The following is an 18,876-nucleotide window of genomic DNA, read 5'->3' as shown; positions in this document are numbered from 1 at the left end:
CTCAGGCCTCCGTGGGTTGGCCGCGGCGTACCAGGCGCTCGAGGCGGGCGAACAGCGCCGTGGAGGAGAGGGTCATCAGCAGGTAGATGACCCCGGCGGCGGCGTAGAACAGGAAGTAGGCGCGGCTGCTGGCGGCGGCCTGCTGGATGGTGAAGAACAGCTCGTTGAAGCCGATCACGCTGATCAGCGCGGTGTCCTTGATCAGGATCAGCCACAGGTTGGACATGCCCGGCAGCGCATTGGGCAGCATGGCCGGCAGCACGATGCGGTGAAAGCGGGTCCAGCGCGAGAAGCCGTAGGCGTCGGCGGCCTCCAGCTGGCCGCGGGGGATGGCCAGGATGGCGCCGCGGAAGACCTCGGTCATGTAGGCGCCCTGGACGAAGGCCAGCACCCCGACGGCGGTGGCGAAGCCGGTGATCTTCACCGCGCCGGCCATGCCGAGCTTCGCCAGCAGGGCGTCCAGCGCCTGGGCGCCAGCATAGTAGAGCAGGATGATCAGCAAGAGCTCCGGCACGGCGCGGATCAGCGTCGAGTAGGCGCCGGCCAGGGCGCGCAGCGGCGCCCAGGGGCTCAGCTTGGCGCCGGCGCCCAGCAGCCCCAGCAGCAGGCCGATGGCGTAGGCCAGCACGGCGATCTGCACCGTGGTCAGGGCCCCGGCGAGGATGGGGCCGGCCCAGTCGCCTAGCCCCTCCGGTGTCATGGAAGTCATGGTCGATGGTGTCCTTGGTCACGTGACGAGACGCCCCGACGCCGGCCGGCGTCGGGGCGGCGACTGGCGCGAGGCTCAGTCGTAGACGCAGACGTCGGTGCCCAGGTACTGCTCGGAGAGGCTGGCGCAGGTGCCGTCCTCGATCACCGTGGCGATGGCGTCGTTGAGCGAGGCCTCGAGCTCGTCGTCCGCCTGGCGCAGGCCGATGCCGACCCCCTCGCCGTAGGCCGCGTGGCGCGGCGCGGTGGCCTTGATCTCGAAGCCCTCGGCCTCGTCGCGATCGAGGAACTGCAGCATGGCGATCTCGTCGGCCAGGATCACGTCCAGGCGCCCGGAGAGCAGGTCGTTGTTGACCTGTTCGGCCTGGTTGTAGAGGCGGATGTCCACGCCGCTGTCGCGCAGTGCGCGGCGGGCGTAGGTGGCGTTGGTGGTGGCGGCCTGGACGCCCATCACCAGGCCGTCGAGGTCCTCTGGGCTGTTCATTTCACGCTCGTCGGCGGCCACGTAGGCGCCGGGCGTGAAGTAGTAGGGACGCGTGAAGTCGATGACCCGCTGGCGCTTCGCGGTGATCGACATGGAGTTCATGATCATGTCGATGCGCTCGGCGTTGAGCGAGGCGATGATGCCGCTCCAGCCGGTGGGCGTGATCTCGCAGTTGCGGCCCATGGCGTCGCAGAGGGCGAGGGCGAGATCCACCTCGAAGCCGGTCCAGTCACCGCTGGCGGCCTTGAAGGTGAAGGGCGGGTAGGGCTCGCCGGAGATGCCCACCTTGATGGGCTCACTGGCCTGGGCGGTCACGGCGAGGCTCAGCGTGGCGGCGGCGATGGCGCTCTTGAGGGGGAATGTCATGATCTTCTCCTGTCGTTGTGGTGTGTGGAGCGTTCAGGCGGCCGGCGCGACGAAGCGGCGGCAGCGGGGATCATCGAAGACGTCCTGCGGGCTCCCCGAGGCGGCGATGCGACCCTGGTCGAGGTAGACCAGCTGGTCGGAGACCTCCCGGGCGAAGTGCATCTCGTGGGTGACCAGCAGCATGGTGCGGCCTTCGTCGGCGAGGTCGCGGATCACCCCGAGCACCTCGTTGACCCGTTCCGGGTCCAGCGCCGAGGTGGGCTCGTCGAAGAGCAGCAGGCGGGGCTCCATGGCCAGGGCACGGGCGATGGCCACCCGCTGCTGCTGGCCGCCGGAGAGGAATGCGGGATAGGCGTCGCGGCGATCGGCCATGCCGACCCGCTCGAGGTAGTGCTCGCCGATGGCGGTGGCCCGGCGCCGGGAGAGCCCCTTGACCCGCATCGGGGCCTCGATGACGTTGCCCAGCACGCTGAGGTGGGGCCAGAGGTTGAACTGCTGGAAGACCATGGTCACCTTGGCGCGCAGCCGCTGCAGCTGGCGCCGGTCCAGGCCGACGATGTCGCCCTGGGGATTGCGGGTGAAGCGAATCGCCTCATCCGCAATCGCCAGTTCGCCCCGGTCGGGCCGTTCCAGCAGGTTCATGCAGCGCAGCAGGGTGCTCTTGCCGGAGCCGCTGGAGCCGATGATGGAGGTGACGGTGCCCTCGTCGACCTCGAGGGAGACGCCCTTGAGCACCTCCAGGTCGCCGAAGTGCTTGATCAGGTGGTGGGCCGCCACCGCGGGGGCGGCGGCCTGGGGACGGGAAGAGGGTTCGAACGATGACGTCATAGGCAATCGGCCTCCGAGGCCGGGGTCGGTGACAGGGATGCCAGGGCGCGTTCGGCGAAGGCGGCCAGGCGGCGGCTGGCGGCGGCGAGCCGCTCGGCGCCGACGGTCAGGCTGAGGCGCACGAAGCCGGCCGCCGAGGGGCCGAAGGCCTCGCCGGAGAGCACCGAGATGCCCTCCTCGTCGAGCAGGCGGTCGGCGAAGGCCTGGGAGGAGAGGCCCGTGGCGCGGATGTCGACCATCAGGAACATCCCCGCCGGCGGACGGATCGCGCTGACCGCGGCGCTCTCGGCCAGCGCCTCGCAGACGGCGTCGCGACGCCCGCGATACGCCTCGCGCATCTCGTCGAGTTCGGCGGGGGGCGCGGTCAGGGCGGTGCAGGCCGCGTCCTGGATGAAGTCCGGGCAGCCGTAGAGCATGCACAGCGCCAGGTGGCTCAGGTGGCCGATCAGCGGCTCCGGGCCCATCACCCAGCCCAGCCGCCAGCCGGTCATGGCGTGGGACTTGGAGAGGCTGTTGATGATCACGCTGCGCTCGGCCATGCCCGGCAGGGTGGCGGGGCAGACGTGCTCGCCCTCGTAGATCAGCTCGGCGTAGACCTCGTCGGCGATCAGCCAGAGGTCGTGGCGGCGGCACAGCGCGGCGACGGCCTCCCAGGTCTCGGCGTCGATCAGCTGGCCGGTGGGGTTGTGGGGGCTATTGAGCAGCAGCGCCCGGGTGCGCGGGGTGATGGCCGCCTCGAGGGCCGCCGGGTCGAGGCGGAAGTCCGCCTCGCCGCGCAGCGGGACCTGTACCAGTTCGGCGCCGGTGGCGCGCAGCACCGCCTCGTAGGTGACGTAGCTGGGCTCCGGGACCAGCACCTCGTCGCCCGGATCGAGCAGGCACTGGGCGGCGGCGTAGAGGCCGCACTGGGCGCCGGCCATGACGATGACGTGCTCCGGCCCCACCTCGAGGCCCTGGCGGCGATAGCCGTCGGCGATGGCCTGGCGCAGCGAAAGCTTGCCCTGCACGTCGGCGTAGTGGGTGGCGCCGCCGCGCAGGCTCGCGACGGCGCTGTCGATGATCGGCGCCGGGGTGGTGAAGTCGGGGTCGCCCACCGAGAGCACGGTGATGTCCTCGCCGGCGGCCTGGCGGGCCAGGGCTCGGTAGTGGATGTCCCAGGCCGCGGCACCCTCGCCGGCGATCCGGTTAGTCAGTTGGGAATAGCGCATCGAAAGCTCAGCCTCGGTCGGTGTCGGGGGAGTCGGAGTGCGGCGCCAGCCGGCGCCGCTCGGCCTGCCAGGCCAGGGCGGTGCCCGCCGGGCTCTCGGCCCAGGCCTCATACTGGCGGGCCACGTGTTCGGCCATCGCCGGCGAGACGGCGAGAAGCTCGCGGCGGGTGGCCTGGGCGGCGAGCTGAGTCTGGCAGCTGCGCTCCAGGTCGCGCATGCGCAGGAAGGCCTCGCCGACGCTGCGCCCGCAGGTCAGCAGGCCGTGCTGGCGCAGCACCATGGCCATGTGGGGCCCCAGGTCATCGGTCAGGCGCTGGCGCTCGTCGAGGTCCAGCGCGATGCCCTCGTAGTCGTGGTAGGCCAGGCGGTCGTGGAACTGCAGCGCCCACTGGTTGAGCGGCAGCAGTCCCTCGGCGAGGCAGGAGAGGGCGACCCCGGCCACGGTGTGGGTGTGCAGCACGCAGGCCACCTCGGGGCGGGCGGCGTGGATGGCGCTGTGGATGGTGAAGCCGGCCGGGTTGATGCCGAGCCCGGTGGGGTCGTCGAGCACCGTGCCGTCGGCGGCCACCGTGACCAGGTCATCGGCGCGGATCTCCTCGAAGCGCAGGCCGAAGGGGTTGAGCAGGAAGCGCTCTCGTTCTTCTTTCTGGCCCTCGCCGCTCGGCGCCTCATCGGGAAGCCGCGCCGAGATGTGGGTCGAGATGCCGTCGTCCATGCCGTCCAGGGCGATCAGCCGATAGGCGGCCGCCAGGTCGCGCCGCACGCCGGCCTCGGTCTCGCGGGGCGTACTCACAGGCTCGCCTCCACGGCGGCCAGGGCGTCGCCGCCGTCGCGGGTCTCGACGCCCTCGAGGAAAGCGGCGAGGCGCTCGGGGTGCGCGGCCAGCCACTCCCGGGCCACCGCCTCGACGTCGCGCTCCTCCAGGCTGTAGGCGCGAATGAAGTCGCTCTGCTGGGCGGCGGTGAGCTCGAACTGGTCGAGCAGGCGGGCCAGGTTGGGGTTGGCCTCGGCGTAGGGCTTGGCGACGATGGTCTTGACGTCGCTGCGGCCGTTATCCGGGCCGTAGACGCCGGCCGGGTCGTCGAGGATGCGGGTGTCGTACTCCGGCACCATCCAGTGCGGGGTCCAGCCGTAGAAGACGATCCACTGCTCCTCCGCCACGGCGGCCTTGACCTCGGCGAGCATGCCCGGCGTCGAGGAGGCCATGCCGTCCCAGTCGCCGAGGCCGTAGGTGTCGGTCTCGATGGCGGCGTCGAGCATGTCGGTCACGGTGGAGCCGCTCTCGATGCTGTAGACGGTGCGGTCGAAGCGCTCGGCGATCTCGGGGTCAGCGAGCTGCTCGGCGCTGGTGATGCCGGCCTCCACCACGTAGCTCGGCACGGCGAAGCCCATGCGGGCGCCGGTGACGTTGTTGCCCAGGTCGACGATGGCGCCGGCCGCCATGGCGGCGTCGTAGCTCTCCTGCTGGGCGGGTAGCCAGCCGGCCAGGAAGGCATCGCTGTCGCCGCTCTGCAGGGTGCTGTAGCCGACTGTCGAGCTGAGCTGCTGCTGCTCGGCGGTGTAGCCCAGCGGCGTGATCAGCTGGGCGAGGATCTCGCTCTTCACGGTCACGCCCGGCCAGGGCGGCACGACCAGGCGCAGGCGATCGTCGCGGTCGGCGGCGAGCGCCGGTGTCGTCAGTGCCAGGCCGGTGATCAGGGTAAGGCCGTTGATGAGGGTCAGGGTGCTTCGCGTCTTGGTATCCATATGCAGACGTCTCCTTATCGTGTGGGCCGTTTTCGCGGGGGCCGACGGTCGTGAGTCACGGCACTGCCGGCCCGTTATCAAGGGGCTGTCGAGCCTGGGGCTTTAGAGCAAAGGTCATGCCGATGCGGCCCAGGCGGCGGCATCCACCTCGATGATCAGCGGCGAGTCGGCGCCGTCGAGGCGCGCGAGGGCGGCGTGCAGCCCGGCCGGGTCGCCCACGGCGGCGTAGCGGCAGGCGTAGGCCGAGGCCAGATCCCTGAAGGCCGGCGCGGCCAGGTCGACGCCCACGTGCTGCACGTCGCTTGCCGACATGTAGCGGCGAATCTCGTCGTAGCCGTCGTTGTTCCAGACCACGACCGCCAGCGGCCGACCCAGATCGCGGGCGGTGCCCAGCTCGCCGAGCACGAACTGCAGGCCGCCGTCGCCGACCAGCGCGACCACCGGCAGCTCCGGCTGGGCCAGGGCGGCGCCCAGGGCGGCGGGCAGCCCGTAGCCGAGGGTGCCGTAGCCGGTGGCGGCGTTGAACCAGCGCCGCGGGGCCGGCATGGCGGCCAGGAAGTTGCCGGCGTAGACCGGGCCGGTGGAGTCGCCGACCACCACGGCCTCGGGTAGCGCCTCGCGCAGGGTGGCGAAGAGCGGCACGTAGGGCGCGAGCTCCGGATCCTCGGCGAGGGCGAGCGCGCGGCGCACGGCGGCGCTGCGGGTCCGGCCGTCGCGCTCGGTGCCCTCGGGCAGCCGCGCGACGAGCGCCGTCATGGTCTCGCCGGCGTCGGCGACCAGCGCCAGGTCGGTCGCCTGGTTGCGGCCCAGCTGCTGGGGATCGATGTCGACGCGGATCAGCCGGCCGTCCAGCCGGAAGCCCTCATCGAACACCAGGTCGTAGTCGGTCTCGCCGAGCTCGGTGCCGATGGCGAGCACCACGTCGGCCTCGGCCGCCAGCCGACGCGCGGCGGGCAGGCTGGCGGTGGCGCCCAGATCCAGCGGATGATCCTGGCCCAGCACGCCCTTGGCATTGATGGTGGTCAGCACCGGGGCCTGGAGGCGCTCGGCAAGCGAGATGGCGGCCTCGGGGGCGCTGACGCAGCCGCCGCCGAGCAGCAGCAGCGGACGCTCGGCGCCCGCCAGCCAGTCGACGGCCCGAGTGATGGCCGCCGGGGCCGGTGCCGGGGGGAACACCTCGATGGGGCGCGGCGTGAGCGCGGGGACCTCGGCATCGAACAGGTCGATGGGGATCTCGATGTGCACTGGGCCCGGCCGCGCGCCGCGGAAGATCGCGAAGGCCCGGGCCAGAATCTCAGGCAGCGCCTCGGGGTCGTGCAGGGTGTGGCTGAAGACGCTGACGCCGGCCAGGGTCTGCTGCTGGCTCGGCAGCTCGTGCAGGCGCCCCTGGCCGCGGCCCAGGGTCGGGCGGCGGTTGACGCTGGAGATCACCAGCATCGGCACCGAGTCGGCCAGCGCCTGGCCCATGGCGGTGGCGATGTTGGTCATGCCGGGGCCGGAAATGATGAAGCAGGCCGCCGGTCGGCCGCTGGCGCGGGCGTAGCCGTCGGCCATGAAGCCGGCGCCCTGCTCGTGGCGCGGGGTCACGTGGCGCAGGCGGCTCTCGCTCAGCTCGCGGTAGAGCTCGATGGTGTGCACCCCGGGGATGCCGAAGGCGGTATCCACGCCGTAGGCTTCCAGCAGGCGCAGCAGCTGGCGGGCACAGGTCTGGCTCATGGGGTCGCCTCCCCGTTCGCCGACGCTTTCACCGGCTCATCCACCGGCTCTTTGACAAGATCAGGCAGGCCGCCGCGTACCGGGCGGCCCAGCACCCGCTCCACCATGGGCACGAAGTGCTCGAGGGGCAGGGTGTCGTAGTCGGGGTCGAAGCTCGCCTGGTCCCAGTCGTCGCAGAAGCGCACGGTGCGCGCGTAGGCGGGGTGGTCGCGGAACTGTTCCCGGGCGTGGGGGTTCTGGCCGAAGAAGTTGCGGTAGTGGTAGCCCTGGAAGAGCTCGTGGTGGCGAATCATCCAGGCGTTGAGCGGATCGACGAAGGGCTCGAGGATCGCCGCGGCGATCTCGGCGTGATTGGCCGGGGCCAGGTCGTCGCCGATGTCGTGGAGGAGCGCGCAGACGACCATCTCCTCGTCGGCGCCGTCGCGCAGCGCCCGGGTCGCGGTCTGCAGGCTGTGCTGGTAGCGATCCACCGGATAGCCGTGGGTGTCGCCGGCCAGGTTGTGCAGGTGTGCCAGCACCCGGCGCGGGGCATCGGCGACGTAGTCGCGAAAGCGGGCGTCGATCAGCGCCCAGTCGTCGCGGCGTGCCTCGCCGAAGTGGCGGAAGGTGGCCTGGTTCATGCGGGTTCTCCAGCGGTCGGGGCGGGGGTGGCCTGGTGGCGCAGTATCCGGCGGCGGCTGGCGGTGCTGTCGCGGTCGACGTAGCCCTGGCGCAGGTGGCGTACGCCGCCGGCCAGCTGGAAGGCGCTGCGGCCGTGCAGCAGGCGGTAGTTGTCCATGATCAGCATCTGGCCCGGGTCGAGCTTGAGGTGCAGAGTCAGCTCCTCGCCGGTGATCAGGCGATAGAACGCCGTGCGCGCGGCGTAGTAGGCCTCCAGCTCTTCGGGGGGCAGGGCCGGCACGCGCTCGGTGCGGTTGGAGTAGCGCACCCGGACCGGCTCGCCCTGGCTGTCCAGCTCGATCAGCGGCCCCTCGCCCTCTAGGTGGGTGGTGTCGTCGCGGTAGCGAAAGCCCGGGGTGACGCGGGTCAGGCAGTCGTAGGCCACCGGGTCGCGCTCGCGCAGCAGGCGGGCGGCCATGAAGCCGTCGGCCAGGGTGCTGTCGCCGCCGTCGGCGGCATTGGTCAGGCAGTGCAGCCAGATGTAGCCGGGGATGGGGTCCCGATAGGGGTTGTCCGTATGCGGCTCCAGGCCGCGCTGGGTCATGGTCAGGTCGTAGGCGTCGGCCACCGACTTGACGTCGGCGATGCCGCCCCAGTTGGTGCGCCGCAGCGGGCCGATGCGATCGATCAGCGGCTGCATGCCGTGCTCCTCGGTGGGCACGCCGGAGACCAGCACGAAGCCGTCGCGATGCAGCGCCTCGAGCATGCCGAGCAGGGCCGCGTCGTCCTCCACGGCGGCGGCGAAGTCGGCCTCGGGGCGCGGCGCGCTGGCCGCATCCCAGAGTCGCTGGGGCGGGTCGCTCGGCGCGTCGTTCAACAGCGCGTCGAGATCGAAGACGCCGTGATGCCCGTCGCTGAAGCGTAGGCGCAGTGCGCCGTCGCGGACCTCGGCCGACTCCACGGCGAGGGTGAGCGGCAGCTCGGCCGCCTCGATCAGTCGCTGTCCGGTGCGCGGGTCCAGGGTCTCGGCATCGGGGCAGCGCTCACGCAGCCAGAGGGCGGCGAATTCGCGGGTCCGGCCGTGGTGGTCGATGACCAGGCGTCGGTTATTGGCCAGGGGTGTGACATGTGTCATGGCGGCGTCTCCACGGACTGTGCTTCGGGGTCGCGCTCAACCTTAACCGCCTGCGACGACCATGACTTGATTAAATTAGCCTCAGGCTTGACTCTATTGGCCATGATTGATGCTCCCGACGGCGCCTGGCCCTATCCGCGCCCCGATTCCCCGCCCCTGCTCACTCCGGAGCAGGCCGAATACACCCTCGATGTGTGGCTGGTGCCGCGCTTCTCCATGCTGACCCTGTTCTGCCTGCTGGAGCCGCTGCGCGTGGCCAACCGTTTCGGCCGCGATCTCTTCGCCTGGCGGCTGCTGTCGGCGGACGGCGAGGCGGTGGTGGCCAGCAACGGAGTGCGTATCGACGTGGACGGCCCGCTGGAGTCGCTGGAGGACAGCGCGCGCCTGATGGTCGTCTCCTCCTACGAGGCAGAGGCGACGGTGCGTTTCCAGGATCGGGCCGTGCTGCGGCGCATCGCCGCCCACGGCGGCTGGCTGGGCGGGCTGGACACTGCGCCCTTCATCCTGGCCCGGGCGGGGGTGCTGGAGGGGTGCCGGGTGGCGCTGCATTGGGAGAGCGTGCCGGCCTTCCGCCTCGAGTTTCCGGAGCTGGAGATCAGCCCGGTGCGCTATGAGTTCGATGCCACGCGGATGACCGGGTCCGGCGGGGCGGCGAGCATTGACATGATGCTGGAGTGGATCGAGCGCGCCTACGGGCCCGCCCTGGCCGACGCCGTGGGTCGACAGCTGGTGCACGAGCGGGGGCGCGGCGAGGGCGGCGCCCCGCGGCACCGCTACTGGGATCTGCCGCGCAGCGTGGTGCGTGCGCTGGCGGTCATGGAGGCCAACCTGGTCCAGGCGCTGCCGATCCCCGAGGTGTGTCGGCTGGCGGGGCAGTCTCAGCGCCAGCTGACGCGGCTCTTCCAGCGCCACTTCGGCGAGACGCCACGTCAGTGCTACCTGGGCATGCGCCTGGACCGGGCGCGCCAGTTGCTGGCCGATAGCCGCTGCCTGGTCACTGAGGCGGCCCTGGCGACCGGCTTCACCCAGCCAGCGCACTTCACCCGGGCCTATCGAAGCCGCTTCGAGGAAGCGCCCAGCGTCACCGCCGAGCGCGGCAGCAGCGTCGAGCAGGGCGCGTGACGGAGGATGGGTCGCCTAGCGGTGAGCGATGCGTCGGGCGTTGAGGCGCTCGTGATGGGCGGTCAGAAACGAAAAAAGCGCCCGTAGGCGCTTGATTCGTCGACTGTTTGGTGGAGGCGGCGGGAATTGAACCCGCGTCCGCCGGCACGCACCCATTGGCTCTACATGCTTAGTTTCGTCATTTGATTTAACGCTACTGGCTCCGACGATCAGGATCCAGCAACGCGATTCCTCGTCAGGTTTAACGACAGGCGAGAGGACACCACCTATCGCGATCCCATCAGTCTTGGCTCATATCCCGTCAGCAATGAATGGGCACATTGCCTTCGGGCCGGGCTAGAAGCTAGCGGCGTTTAAGCTGCCAGCGCGCCCTGAGCGTAGTTGTCGTCGTTTGCGACTATTTAGTCGTGATGTTGGATTTACGAGATACATCACGCTCTCGGCATGCACCTCAGGGATTGTCACCGGCGTCGAAACCGTGTCGCCCCCGTACTTGGGCATCCTAACAGGATGCTAGGGCTTGTGACACCTCAGGCCTTGGTTTGTTCGCGCATGATGCGCCCTTTCTGGCGCTGCCAGTCGCGGTCTTTCTCGGTGGCGCGCTTGTCGTGCAGCTTCTTGCCGGTCACCAGTGCCAGCTCGCACTTCACCAGGTTGTCCTTCCAGTAGAGCTTGAGCGGCACGCAGGTGTGGCCCTTCTCCTGGGTGCGCGAGAAGATCTTGGCGATCTCCTTGCGATGCAGCAGCAGCTTGCGGGTCCGCGTGGGGTCTGCGATCTCGTGGGTGCTGGCGGTATTGAGCGGCGTGATGTGGGTGCCGAGCAGCCACGCCTCGCCGTTCTTGATCAGGATGTAGGTGTCGGTGAGCTGCGCCTTGCCGGCGCGCAGACTCTTCACCTCCCAGCCGGCCAGCACCACGCCCGCCTCGAAGCTCTCGTCGATATGGTATTCGAAGCGTGCCTTCTTGTTCTGGGCGATGACGTTGCCGCCCGGACCCTTGCTCTTGCCTTTCTTGTTGGCCATGAAACCTCGTGTCCTGTATCTGCCGGTGGCGCTTGCCCTTCGATGTGGGGGGAAGCGTGGTACCATTCAAGGCCTGAAATAACCGCTCATGATACGCCCTGGGCACTGTGAAGTCAGCGGAGAGCTCAATGCCAACGGTCAATCGGTCCGCCATGGTGCGGCACACCCCCCAGGACATGTTCGACCTGGTCAACGACTTCGAGCGCTACCCGGAATTCCTCCCGGGGTGCCGGAACGCCCGCCTGCTGGAGCGTGACGACGCGCACCTGATCGGCGAGATGACCCTGGGTCGTGCCGGCATCGAGCAGAGCTTCACCACCCGCAACGACCTGATCGAACCCGAGCGCATCGAAATGTCGCTGGTCAGTGGCCCCTTCAAGCGCCTGCGTGGCCGCTGGCTGTTCATACCGATGGGGGAGGGGGCCTGCAAGATCAGCCTCGAGCTGGAGTTCGAGTTCGCCAATCGCCTGTTGGGGATGGCCTTCGGCAAGCTCTTCCAGCAGGTCGCCGGGCAGCTGGTGGACTCCTTCACCCGCCGCGCGGACAGCCTCTATGGGCGCTAAGGCGCCGGGCGCGATCGAGATCGAGGTGGCCTTCGCCCTGCCCGAGCGGCAGTGCATCGTGCCGCTTTCCGTGAGCGAGGGCACCACGGCTCGTCAGGCGGTCGCGATGGCCGGGCTGGAAGCGAGGTTTCCGGAGCTTCCGCCGGCGACCTTCCTCGATGCCGACCTGGGTCTCTTCGGCAAACTGCTGCGCGATCCCGACGCCCAGCGCCTGAAGGCGGGGGATCGCGTCGAGGTCTACCGGCCGCTCAAGATCGATCCCAAGGCGGTGCGCGCCGAGCGCGCCGCGCGCAAGACGCGCTGACGCCCGCCCGGTGGGTGCCGGGGCGGGGTGTCAGGGGCGGCATGATCGTGCGATGAACTCAGGGGCGATCCGGCGTGAGGTTGTCGAGCGGTGCTTCCTGGTCGTCCGCGGCGGCCTCGCGGTCCGGCCCGATGCCGCGCTCGTCACCGAGCGGTGGCGCCGTCGAGAAGTCGCCTTCGCGCTCGATCTCTACGACGCGCCCGCCATTAAAGGTCAGGGTAATGCGCCGCTGCTCGACGCCGCCGTAGGCTTCGTCGAGGCGATAGACATAGTCCCACTGGCGGGCATCGAAGGGCGCCTCGAGCAGCGGGCTGCCCATCAGGTCGACGACCTGCCGGCGGCTCATGCCCGGCCGCAGCTGTTCGGCCATGCCCTCGGTCACCAGGTTGCCCTGGGGGAGGTCGCGCTTGTAGACCCCGAAGTAGCTGCAGCCGCTGATCATCAGCAGGGCGAGGGAAAGGGTGACGATTCTTGTCAGCTTTTGCATTTGCGCCTGTTCTTCACTATCGTGGATTCGGTCGATCATAACCGACCCTACCCGATACTGCGAAGAGCGACCATGGCCGACCAGAACCATGAATTGCGCAAGGCCGGTCTCAAAGTGACCCTGCCGCGCGTCAAGATCCTGCAGATCCTCGAGAGCGCCTCCGAGAAGCATCACCTGAGCGCCGAGGATGTGTACAAGACCCTATTGGACGCGGGCGAGGACGTGGGCCTGGCCACCGTCTATCGCGTGCTGACCCAGTTCGAGACCGCCGGCCTTGTGATTCGCCACAACTTCGATGGCGGACATGCCGTGTTCGAGCTCTCTCAAGAGGAGCACCACGACCATATGGTGTGCCTGGAGAGCGGTGAGATCATCGAGTTCTTCGATGAGACCATCGAGCGGCGCCAGCAGGAGATCGCCGAGGAGCACGGCTACGAGCTCGTCGATCACGCCCTGGTGCTCTACGTGCGGCCCCGCGGCTCCCGGGCGACTCGCCAGGAAGGCATCCAGAAGAAGTAGTGTCGCCATCGTGGCGACGGGGCACCCCCCCCGAACGGCAGCACAGCGCGGCCCCGATCCTCGGATCGGGGCCGCGCTGCGTTGGGGCCTTGGTTCGCGCCTTGCTCGGCGGGGTCAGTGGTGGGCGCGCTGGCTGGCGTCGAGCATCTCCCGGGCGTGGGCCAGGGTGCGGTCGGAGAGGTTCACGCCGCCCAGCATGCGCGCCAGCTCGCCGACCCGGCCGGCCTCGTCGAGCAGGGCCATGCGGGTCAGGGTGGAGGCCTTCTCGGCCTGCTTCTCGATGTGCAGGTGGTGATGCGCCTGGGCGGCCACCTGAGGCAGGTGGGTCACGGTCATCACCTGGCCGTTCTCACCCAGCCGGCGCAGCAGCTGGCCGACGATCTCGGCGGTGGCTCCGGAGACCCCCACGTCCACCTCGTCGAAGACCAGGCTGGCGATGGTCGAGTGCTGCGCCGCCACCACCTGGATCGCCAGGCTGATGCGCGACAGCTCGCCCCCCGAGGCCACCTTGGCCAGCGGGCGCGCCGGCTGGCCGGGATTGGCGCTGATCAGCATGCGGGCGCCTTCCAGCCCCTCGAGGGCCGGGGTCTCACGGGGGGCGAACTCGACTTCGAACGTCGCCTTGCCCATGGCCAGGAAGGCCAGCTGCTCCTGCACGGCCCGGCCGAAGCGGCGGGCGGCCTGGCGGCGCGCCTTGGAGATCGCCGAGGCCTGCTCGTGCCAGCGCGCCTTCAGCGCCTCGACCTCGGCGGCCAGCGTCTCGAGGTCGCCGTCGCCGCCCTCCAGGCCCTCGAGCTCCTCGGCCAGGCGCCGGTGCAGGTCGACCAGCTCTTCGGGCAGCACGTGGTGCTTGCGGGCGATGCGGTGCACCTCGCCGAGGCGCTCCTCCACCCAGGCCAGCCGCTCCGGGTCCAGCTCGACGCCGGCGGCGAAGTGGCCGAGCTCGCGGCCGGCCTCCTCGACCTGGATGCGCGCCTCGCCGAGCATGGTGAGGGTGTCGGCGAGGCTGCCGCGGTCGCTGCCCGGCAGCTCCGAGAGATGCTGAATCGCCTGGTTGAGCAGTGACAGGGCCCCGGCCTCGTCGCCGTCGCAGCATTCGGCGGCGAACTGCGCCTCGCGCAGCCGCTCCTCGGCGTGGGCCAGCTCCTCCTGTTCCTCCTCGAGCCCCTTGAGCTCGCCCTCGGCCAGGGCCAGCGCATCCAGTTCCTCCACCTGATAGCGCAGCAGCTGGCGGCGGGCGCGGATCTCGTCGCCGTCCTCGGCCAGGCGCGCGAGCCGCCGGCGGCCCGCCTGCCACTCGCGGAAGGCCAGCTGCATCCCGGCCACCCGCTCGCGATGGCCGGCGAAGTCGTCGAGCAGGCGCAGGTGAGTCTCCTCGTGCAGCAGCGCCTGGTGGGCGTGCTGGCCGTGGATCTCGATGAGGTGCTCGCCCAGGCCGCGCAGGTCGGCCACCGTGGCCGGCTGGCCGTTGATCCAGGCCTTGGAGCGACCGCCGCGCGTTACCACGCGGCGCAGCAGGCAGTCGTCGACGGGCAGCTCGCGGGACTCGAGCCAGGCGCGTGCCTCGGGCAGGGCCCTGAGATCGAAGCGCGCGCTCAGGTCGGCGCGTTCGCTTCCATGACGCACGCTGGCGCTGTCGGCGCGCTCGCCCAGGCAGAGCCCCAGGGCGCCGAGCAGGATGGACTTGCCGGCCCCCGTCTCGCCGGTGATGGCGGTCATGCCGCCGGCCAGGTCCAGCTCGAGGTGGTCGACGATGGCGAAGTCGCGAATGGCAAGCTCTGTCAGCATGGTGCCTCCCGGGGGCCTGTCTGGGGATACCGTTCTGGAAGTACGGTCTTTCAAGACGGTCTTTCGAGTACCGTCCTTCGAGTGCTGTCCCTCAAGTACTGTCCTTCAAATACTGTGCATCCATACAAGTATTGTTCGTTTATACAGTAGTCAAGCGGCCCCCACAATGCACCCGCAAATTCGTCTCGCGACGACGCCTTGAGTTCACCGCGGCCAGCCCCATATACCTCGCAGACCGTTATTCAAGCCATCATTCATGCCTTGCCAGCGGCCCTGGCCGCTGATTGCCATTCAGGAGACCCCACATGGCTAAAGACTCTCAGACCCCGCTGGACGACGAACTCGCTCGCGAGGAGCGGGAAGCCGCGCCCCAGGCCGAGACCGTGGAGGGTGAGCTGGAGGAGGCCATCGAGGGCGCCGATCAGGCCGCCACCGAGGCCGAGGCCGCCGGCGATCCAGAGGCCGAGGTGCTGGCGGCGCGCGTCGAGGAGCTCGAACAGAGCGTCGCCGAGGCCAAGGATCAGGCCATGCGGGCGGCCGCCGAGGCACAGAACGTGCGGCGTCGCGCCGAGCAGGAGGCCGAGAAGGCCCGCAAGTTCGCGCTGGAGAAGTTCGTCAAGGAGCTGCTGCCGGTGATCGACAGCCTCGAGAAGGCGCTCGAGTCCATGGGCGACGAGGCCAGCGAGGCGCACATCGAGGGCGTCTCCATGACGCTCAAGATGCAGCACGACGTGATGACCAAGTTCGGTGTCGAGGTGGTGGAGCCCCATGGTGAGCCCTTCGACCCGCAGTACCACGAGGCCATGGCCATGGTGCCCAATCCTGAGATGGAGCCCAACTCCGTGATGGAGGTGGTGCAGAAGGGCTACCTGCTCAACGGGCGCCTGGTCCGTCCGGCCATGGTGGTCGTCAGCCAGGCCGCCGGCTGACACCGACCATAGAAAAGCGGCCCTCGGGTCTTGAAAAGGTTTCGAGGGCCCCCAGATAGACGGCAACCCCGCGGCGAAAGCCGCAGATCACGAATTCAACTGCCAGTTTGAGGATTTCCTATGGGACGCATCATCGGTATTGACCTGGGGACCACCAACTCTTGCGTCGCCGTGCTCGACGGTGACCAGGCCAAGGTGATCGAGAACGCCGAAGGCGCACGGACTACGCCGTCCATCATCGCCTACACCGAGGACGGTGAGACGCTGGTGGGCCAGGCGGCCAAGCGCCAGGCGGTCACCAACCCCGAGAACACCCTGTACGCCATCAAGCGCCTGATCGGCCGTCGCTTCAAGGACGATGTCGTCCAGAAAGACGTCAAGATGGTTCCCTACACCATCACCGAAGCCGACAACGGCGATGCCTGGGTGCAGGTCAAGGACAAGAAGCTGGCGCCGCCGCAGGTCAGCGCCGAAGTCCTCAAGAAGATGAAGAAGACCGCCGAGGACTACCTGGGCGAAGAAGTGACCGAGGCGGTGATCACCGTGCCGGCCTACTTCAACGACTCCCAGCGTCAGGCCACCAAGGACGCGGGTCGTATCGCCGGCCTCGAGGTCAAGCGCATCATCAACGAGCCGACCGCGGCCGCGCTGGCCTACGGCATGGACAAGTCTCGCGGCGACAAGACCATCGCGGTCTATGACCTGGGTGGCGGCACCTTCGATATCTCCATCATCGAAGTGGCCGACGTCGACGGCGAGACTCAGTTCGAGGTGCTGGCCACCAACGGCGACACCTTCCTGGGCGGCGAAGACTTCGACATGAAGCTGATCAACTACCTGGTCGATCAGTTCAAGGCCGACAGCGGCATCGACCTGTCCGGCGACAACCTGGCCATGCAGCGCCTCAAGGAAGCCGCCGAGAAGGCCAAGATCGAGCTGTCCAGCGCTCAGCAGACCGACGTCAACCTGCCCTACATCACCGCCGACAACACCGGTCCCAAGCACCTCAACGTGAAGGTGACCCGGGCCAAGCTGGAGTCGCTGGTGGAGGAGCTGGTCAAGCGCTCCCTCGAGCCGTGCAAGACCGCGCTCAAGGATGCCGGCCTGTCCAACGGCGAGATCGACGACGTCATCCTGGTCGGCGGTCAGACCCGCATGCCCATGGTGCAGAAGTCCGTGGCCGAGTTCTTCGGCAAGGACGCCCGCAAGGACGTCAACCCGGACGAGGCCGTGGCCGTGGGCGCGGCGATCCAGGGCGGCGTGCTGGGCGGTGACGTCAAGGACGTGCTGCTGCTCGACGTCACCCCGCTGACGCTGGGCATCGAGACCCTGGGTGGCGTGATGACGCCGCTGATCGAGAAGAACACCACCATCCCGACCAAGAAGACGCAGACCTTCTCGACCGCGGATGACAACCAGACGGCCGTGACCATTCACGTGCTGCAGGGTGAGCGCAAGCAGTCTGGCGGCAACAAGTCGCTCGGTCGCTTCGACCTGGCCGACATTCCGCCGGCGCCGCGCGGCGTGCCGCAGATCGAGGTCGCCTTCGACCTGGACGCCAACGGCATCCTGAACGTGTCCGCCAAGGACAAGGCCACCGGCAAGGAACAGTCCATCGTGATCAAGGCCTCCAGCGGCCTGTCCGAGGAAGAAGTCGAGCAGATGGTCCAGGATGCCGAGGCGCACGCCGACGAGGACAAGAAGTTCGAGGAGCTGGTCCAGCTGCGCAACCAGGCCGACGGCATGATCCACGCCGCCCGCAAGACCCTCGAAGAGGCCGGCGACAAGGCCAGCGATGAAGAGAAGCAGGCCATCGAGACCGCCGCTTCCGAGCTGGAAGAGGCGATCAAGGGCGACGACCAGGAGGACATCCAGGCCAAGCTCGACAAACTGACCGAGGCCTCCGGCACCCTGGCGCAGAAGATGTACGCCGAGCAGGGTGAGGCCGCGCAGCAGGCCGGCGAGGCCGATGAGGGCGCCGCCAAGCAGGAAGATGACGTGGTCGACGCCGAGTACGAAGAAGTCAACGACGACCAGAAAAAGCAGTAAACCACGACATCTGTTTGACGGATGATGCCAGCGCGGGGGCCTGACTCCCGCGTTGGTGTTTCCGCAGAGTCCCTACGGAGGCGGACAGACTCATGTCCAAGCGTGATTATTACGAAGTACTGGGCGTCGAGCGCGGTGCCGACCAGAAGGACATCAAGAAGGCCTACCGACGCCTCGCCCAGAAATTCCACCCGGACCGCAATCCGGATGATGACTCGGCAGCCGAGAAGTTCCGCGAGGTCTCCGAGGCCTACGAGGTCCTGAGCGACGGCGAGAAGCGTTCGGCCTACGACCAGTTCGGCCATGCCGGCGTCGACGGCCAGGCCGGCGGCGGTGGCGGCTTCGGTGGCGCCGGGGCCGGTGCCGGCGGCTTCAGCGACATCTTCGGCGATGTGTTCGGCGACATCTTCGGCGGGGGCGGCGGTCGTCGCCACCCCAACGCCCCGCAGCGCGGCAGCGACCTTCGCTACAATCTCGAGCTCGACCTCGAGGACGCCGTGGCCGGCACCAGCGTGGACATCCGCGTGCCGCGCCATGTCGAGTGCGAGCGCTGCGACGGTGGCGGTGCCGAGCCGGGCTCCAGCAAGGAGACCTGCCCGACCTGTAACGGCATGGGTCAGGTGCGCATGCAGCAGGGCTTCTTCGCCGTGCAGCAGACCTGCCCGACCTGTCACGGCGGCGGCGAGCACATCAAGGTGCCGTGCCACAAGTGCCATGGCGAGGGCCGGGTGCGCGAGACTCGCACCCTCTCGGTGAAGATCCCGGCCGGCGTGGATACCGGCGACCGCATTCGCCTGAACGGCGAGGGCGAGGCCGGCGTCAATGGCGGACCACCCGGGGACCTCTATGTGCAGGTGGCGATCAAGCCGCACCACATCTTCCAGCGCGACGGCCGTCACCTGCAGTGCGAGGTGCCGATCAACTTCGTCGACGCGGCGCTGGGCGGCGAGCTCGAGGTGCCCACCCTGGAGGCTCGGGTCAAGCTGAAGATCCCGCCCGAGACCCAGACCGGCAAGTTGTTCCGTCTGCGCGGCAAGGGCGTCAAGCCGGTGCGCGGCGGTCCCCCCGGCGATCTGCTGTGCAAGGTCGTAGTGGAGACTCCGGTCAAGCTCAGCGAGGAGCAGAAGGACCTGCTGCGCGCCTTCCAGGACAGCCTGGAGGGCAGTAAGAGCCATCACTCGCCGAAGAAGTCGAGCTTCTTCGACGGCGTGAAGAAGTTCTTCGAGGACATGAAGCCGTAAGGCTAGTCCCGCAGGAACCGACAGGGCCCCGCACTCCGATAGGAGGCGGGGCCTTCTCGTG

19 protein-coding genes and 1 other RNA gene are annotated in these 18,876 nt (G+C 69.0%); 7 read left to right on the top strand and 13 right to left on the bottom strand.

Translation table 11 applies throughout. The annotated features are described in order from the left end of the window. Position 1 precedes the first annotated feature (1 nt). From RSO68_RS05745 to tmpA, 9 genes are all read right to left on the bottom strand, one after another. Positions 2 to 709, bottom strand: a complete 708-nt coding sequence (locus RSO68_RS05745; RefSeq protein ID WP_315585787.1) for an ABC transporter permease — start codon at positions 707 to 709, stop codon at positions 2 to 4. A gap of 75 nt (positions 710 to 784) precedes the next feature. Continuing rightward, a complete protein-coding gene (locus RSO68_RS05740) occupies positions 785 to 1,558 on the bottom strand; it encodes a transporter substrate-binding domain-containing protein (protein ID WP_315585786.1) in 774 nt (257 codons plus the stop codon). Positions 1,559 to 1,591: 33 nt separating this feature from the next. After that, positions 1,592 to 2,386, bottom strand: a complete 795-nt coding sequence (locus tag RSO68_RS05735; RefSeq protein ID WP_089847611.1) for an ATP-binding cassette domain-containing protein — start codon at positions 2,384 to 2,386, stop codon at positions 1,592 to 1,594. Then, positions 2,383 to 3,594: a pyridoxal phosphate-dependent aminotransferase gene (locus RSO68_RS05730; protein WP_315585785.1), complete on the bottom strand. Its 1,212-nt coding sequence runs from the start codon at positions 3,592 to 3,594 to the stop codon at positions 2,383 to 2,385. The genes RSO68_RS05735 and RSO68_RS05730 overlap by 4 nt, the downstream gene beginning before the upstream one ends. Positions 3,595 to 3,601: 7 nt before the next feature. Next, the gene (locus RSO68_RS05725; protein ID WP_089847606.1) at positions 3,602 to 4,387 is read right to left on the bottom strand and encodes a class II aldolase/adducin family protein; all 786 of its coding nucleotides are present in this window, start codon (positions 4,385 to 4,387) and stop codon (positions 3,602 to 3,604) included. Continuing rightward, positions 4,384 to 5,340, bottom strand: a complete 957-nt coding sequence (locus tag RSO68_RS05720) for an ABC transporter substrate-binding protein (protein WP_315585784.1) — start codon at positions 5,338 to 5,340, stop codon at positions 4,384 to 4,386. The genes RSO68_RS05725 and RSO68_RS05720 overlap by 4 nt, the downstream gene beginning before the upstream one ends. 114 nt (positions 5,341 to 5,454) lie before the next feature. Then, positions 5,455 to 7,056 carry a 5-guanidino-2-oxopentanoate decarboxylase gene (locus tag RSO68_RS05715; protein ID WP_315585783.1) on the bottom strand — a complete coding sequence of 534 codons (1,602 nt, stop codon included), beginning with the start codon at positions 7,054 to 7,056 and terminating at the stop codon, positions 5,455 to 5,457. Beyond that, on the bottom strand, positions 7,053 to 7,676 hold the full coding sequence (locus tag RSO68_RS05710) for an HD domain-containing protein (RefSeq protein ID WP_315585782.1): 624 nt from the start codon (positions 7,674 to 7,676) through the stop codon (positions 7,053 to 7,055). The genes RSO68_RS05715 and RSO68_RS05710 overlap by 4 nt, the downstream gene beginning before the upstream one ends. Then, entirely contained in the window at positions 7,673 to 8,791 is a 1,119-nt protein-coding gene (gene tmpA / locus RSO68_RS05705) for a 2-trimethylaminoethylphosphonate dioxygenase (RefSeq protein WP_315585781.1), read from the bottom strand. Before tmpA ends, RSO68_RS05710 begins: the two co-directional genes overlap by 4 nt. 102 nt (positions 8,792 to 8,893) lie before the next feature. On the opposite strand from tmpA, the gene RSO68_RS05700 reads away from it, so the two are divergent. Further along, complete coding sequence (locus tag RSO68_RS05700; protein ID WP_089847596.1) at positions 8,894 to 9,913, top strand: GlxA family transcriptional regulator; 1,020 nt, start codon at positions 8,894 to 8,896, stop codon at positions 9,911 to 9,913. Positions 9,914 to 10,021: 108 nt separating this feature from the next. On the opposite strand, the gene ssrA is transcribed toward RSO68_RS05700, so the two are convergent. Both ssrA and smpB read right to left on the bottom strand, forming a co-directional pair. Further along, positions 10,022 to 10,402: a transfer-messenger RNA gene (ssrA, locus tag RSO68_RS05695) on the bottom strand. A gap of 41 nt (positions 10,403 to 10,443) precedes the next feature. After that, positions 10,444 to 10,935, bottom strand: a complete 492-nt coding sequence (smpB, locus tag RSO68_RS05690) for an SsrA-binding protein SmpB (protein ID WP_089847594.1) — start codon at positions 10,933 to 10,935, stop codon at positions 10,444 to 10,446. Positions 10,936 to 11,063: 128 nt separating this feature from the next. On the opposite strand from smpB, the gene RSO68_RS05685 reads away from it, so the two are divergent. Further along, entirely contained in the window at positions 11,064 to 11,498 is a 435-nt protein-coding gene (locus RSO68_RS05685) for a type II toxin-antitoxin system RatA family toxin (protein ID WP_089847592.1), read from the top strand. Beyond that, positions 11,488 to 11,802, top strand: coding sequence for an RnfH family protein (locus tag RSO68_RS05680; protein ID WP_315585780.1), 315 nt, complete (start codon positions 11,488 to 11,490; stop codon positions 11,800 to 11,802). The genes RSO68_RS05685 and RSO68_RS05680 overlap by 11 nt, the downstream gene beginning before the upstream one ends. A 58-nt stretch (positions 11,803 to 11,860) precedes the next feature. Here the strand turns inward: RSO68_RS05680 and RSO68_RS05675 are convergent, their stop codons facing one another. Further along, positions 11,861 to 12,289 (bottom strand): outer membrane protein assembly factor BamE, encoded by a 429-nt coding sequence (locus RSO68_RS05675; protein ID WP_089847588.1) that lies wholly within the window; start codon positions 12,287 to 12,289, stop codon positions 11,861 to 11,863. A gap of 72 nt (positions 12,290 to 12,361) precedes the next feature. On the opposite strand from RSO68_RS05675, the gene fur reads away from it, so the two are divergent. Continuing rightward, positions 12,362 to 12,808, top strand: coding sequence for a ferric iron uptake transcriptional regulator (fur, locus tag RSO68_RS05670; RefSeq protein ID WP_089847586.1), 447 nt, complete (start codon positions 12,362 to 12,364; stop codon positions 12,806 to 12,808). Between the two features lie 114 nt (positions 12,809 to 12,922). Here fur and recN read toward each other — a convergent pair whose 3' ends face one another. Then, positions 12,923 to 14,596, bottom strand: a complete 1,674-nt coding sequence (recN, locus tag RSO68_RS05665; RefSeq protein ID WP_315585779.1) for a DNA repair protein RecN — start codon at positions 14,594 to 14,596, stop codon at positions 12,923 to 12,925. A 305-nt stretch (positions 14,597 to 14,901) separates the two neighbouring features. On the opposite strand from recN, the gene grpE reads away from it, so the two are divergent. The 3 genes from grpE to dnaJ all read left to right on the top strand — a co-directional run bounded on the left by grpE (position 14,902) and on the right by dnaJ (position 18,815). Beyond that, entirely contained in the window at positions 14,902 to 15,525 is a 624-nt protein-coding gene (gene grpE, locus RSO68_RS05660) for a nucleotide exchange factor GrpE (protein WP_315585778.1), read from the top strand. 120 nt (positions 15,526 to 15,645) lie between these two features. Next, entirely contained in the window at positions 15,646 to 17,574 is a 1,929-nt protein-coding gene (gene dnaK, locus RSO68_RS05655; RefSeq protein WP_089847580.1) for a molecular chaperone DnaK, read from the top strand. Between the two features lie 92 nt (positions 17,575 to 17,666). Then, positions 17,667 to 18,815, top strand: a complete 1,149-nt coding sequence (dnaJ, locus tag RSO68_RS05650) for a molecular chaperone DnaJ (protein ID WP_089847578.1) — start codon at positions 17,667 to 17,669, stop codon at positions 18,813 to 18,815. Positions 18,816 to 18,876: the final 61 nt, after the last annotated feature.

This window comes from Halomonas saccharevitans, from assembly GCF_032333995.1.
GTDB classification, from domain to species: Bacteria; Pseudomonadota; Gammaproteobacteria; order Pseudomonadales; family Halomonadaceae; genus Halomonas; species Halomonas saccharevitans.
The sequence above is the reverse complement of the archived record's forward strand: the minus strand, read 5'-3'. Positions and strand labels throughout refer to the sequence as shown.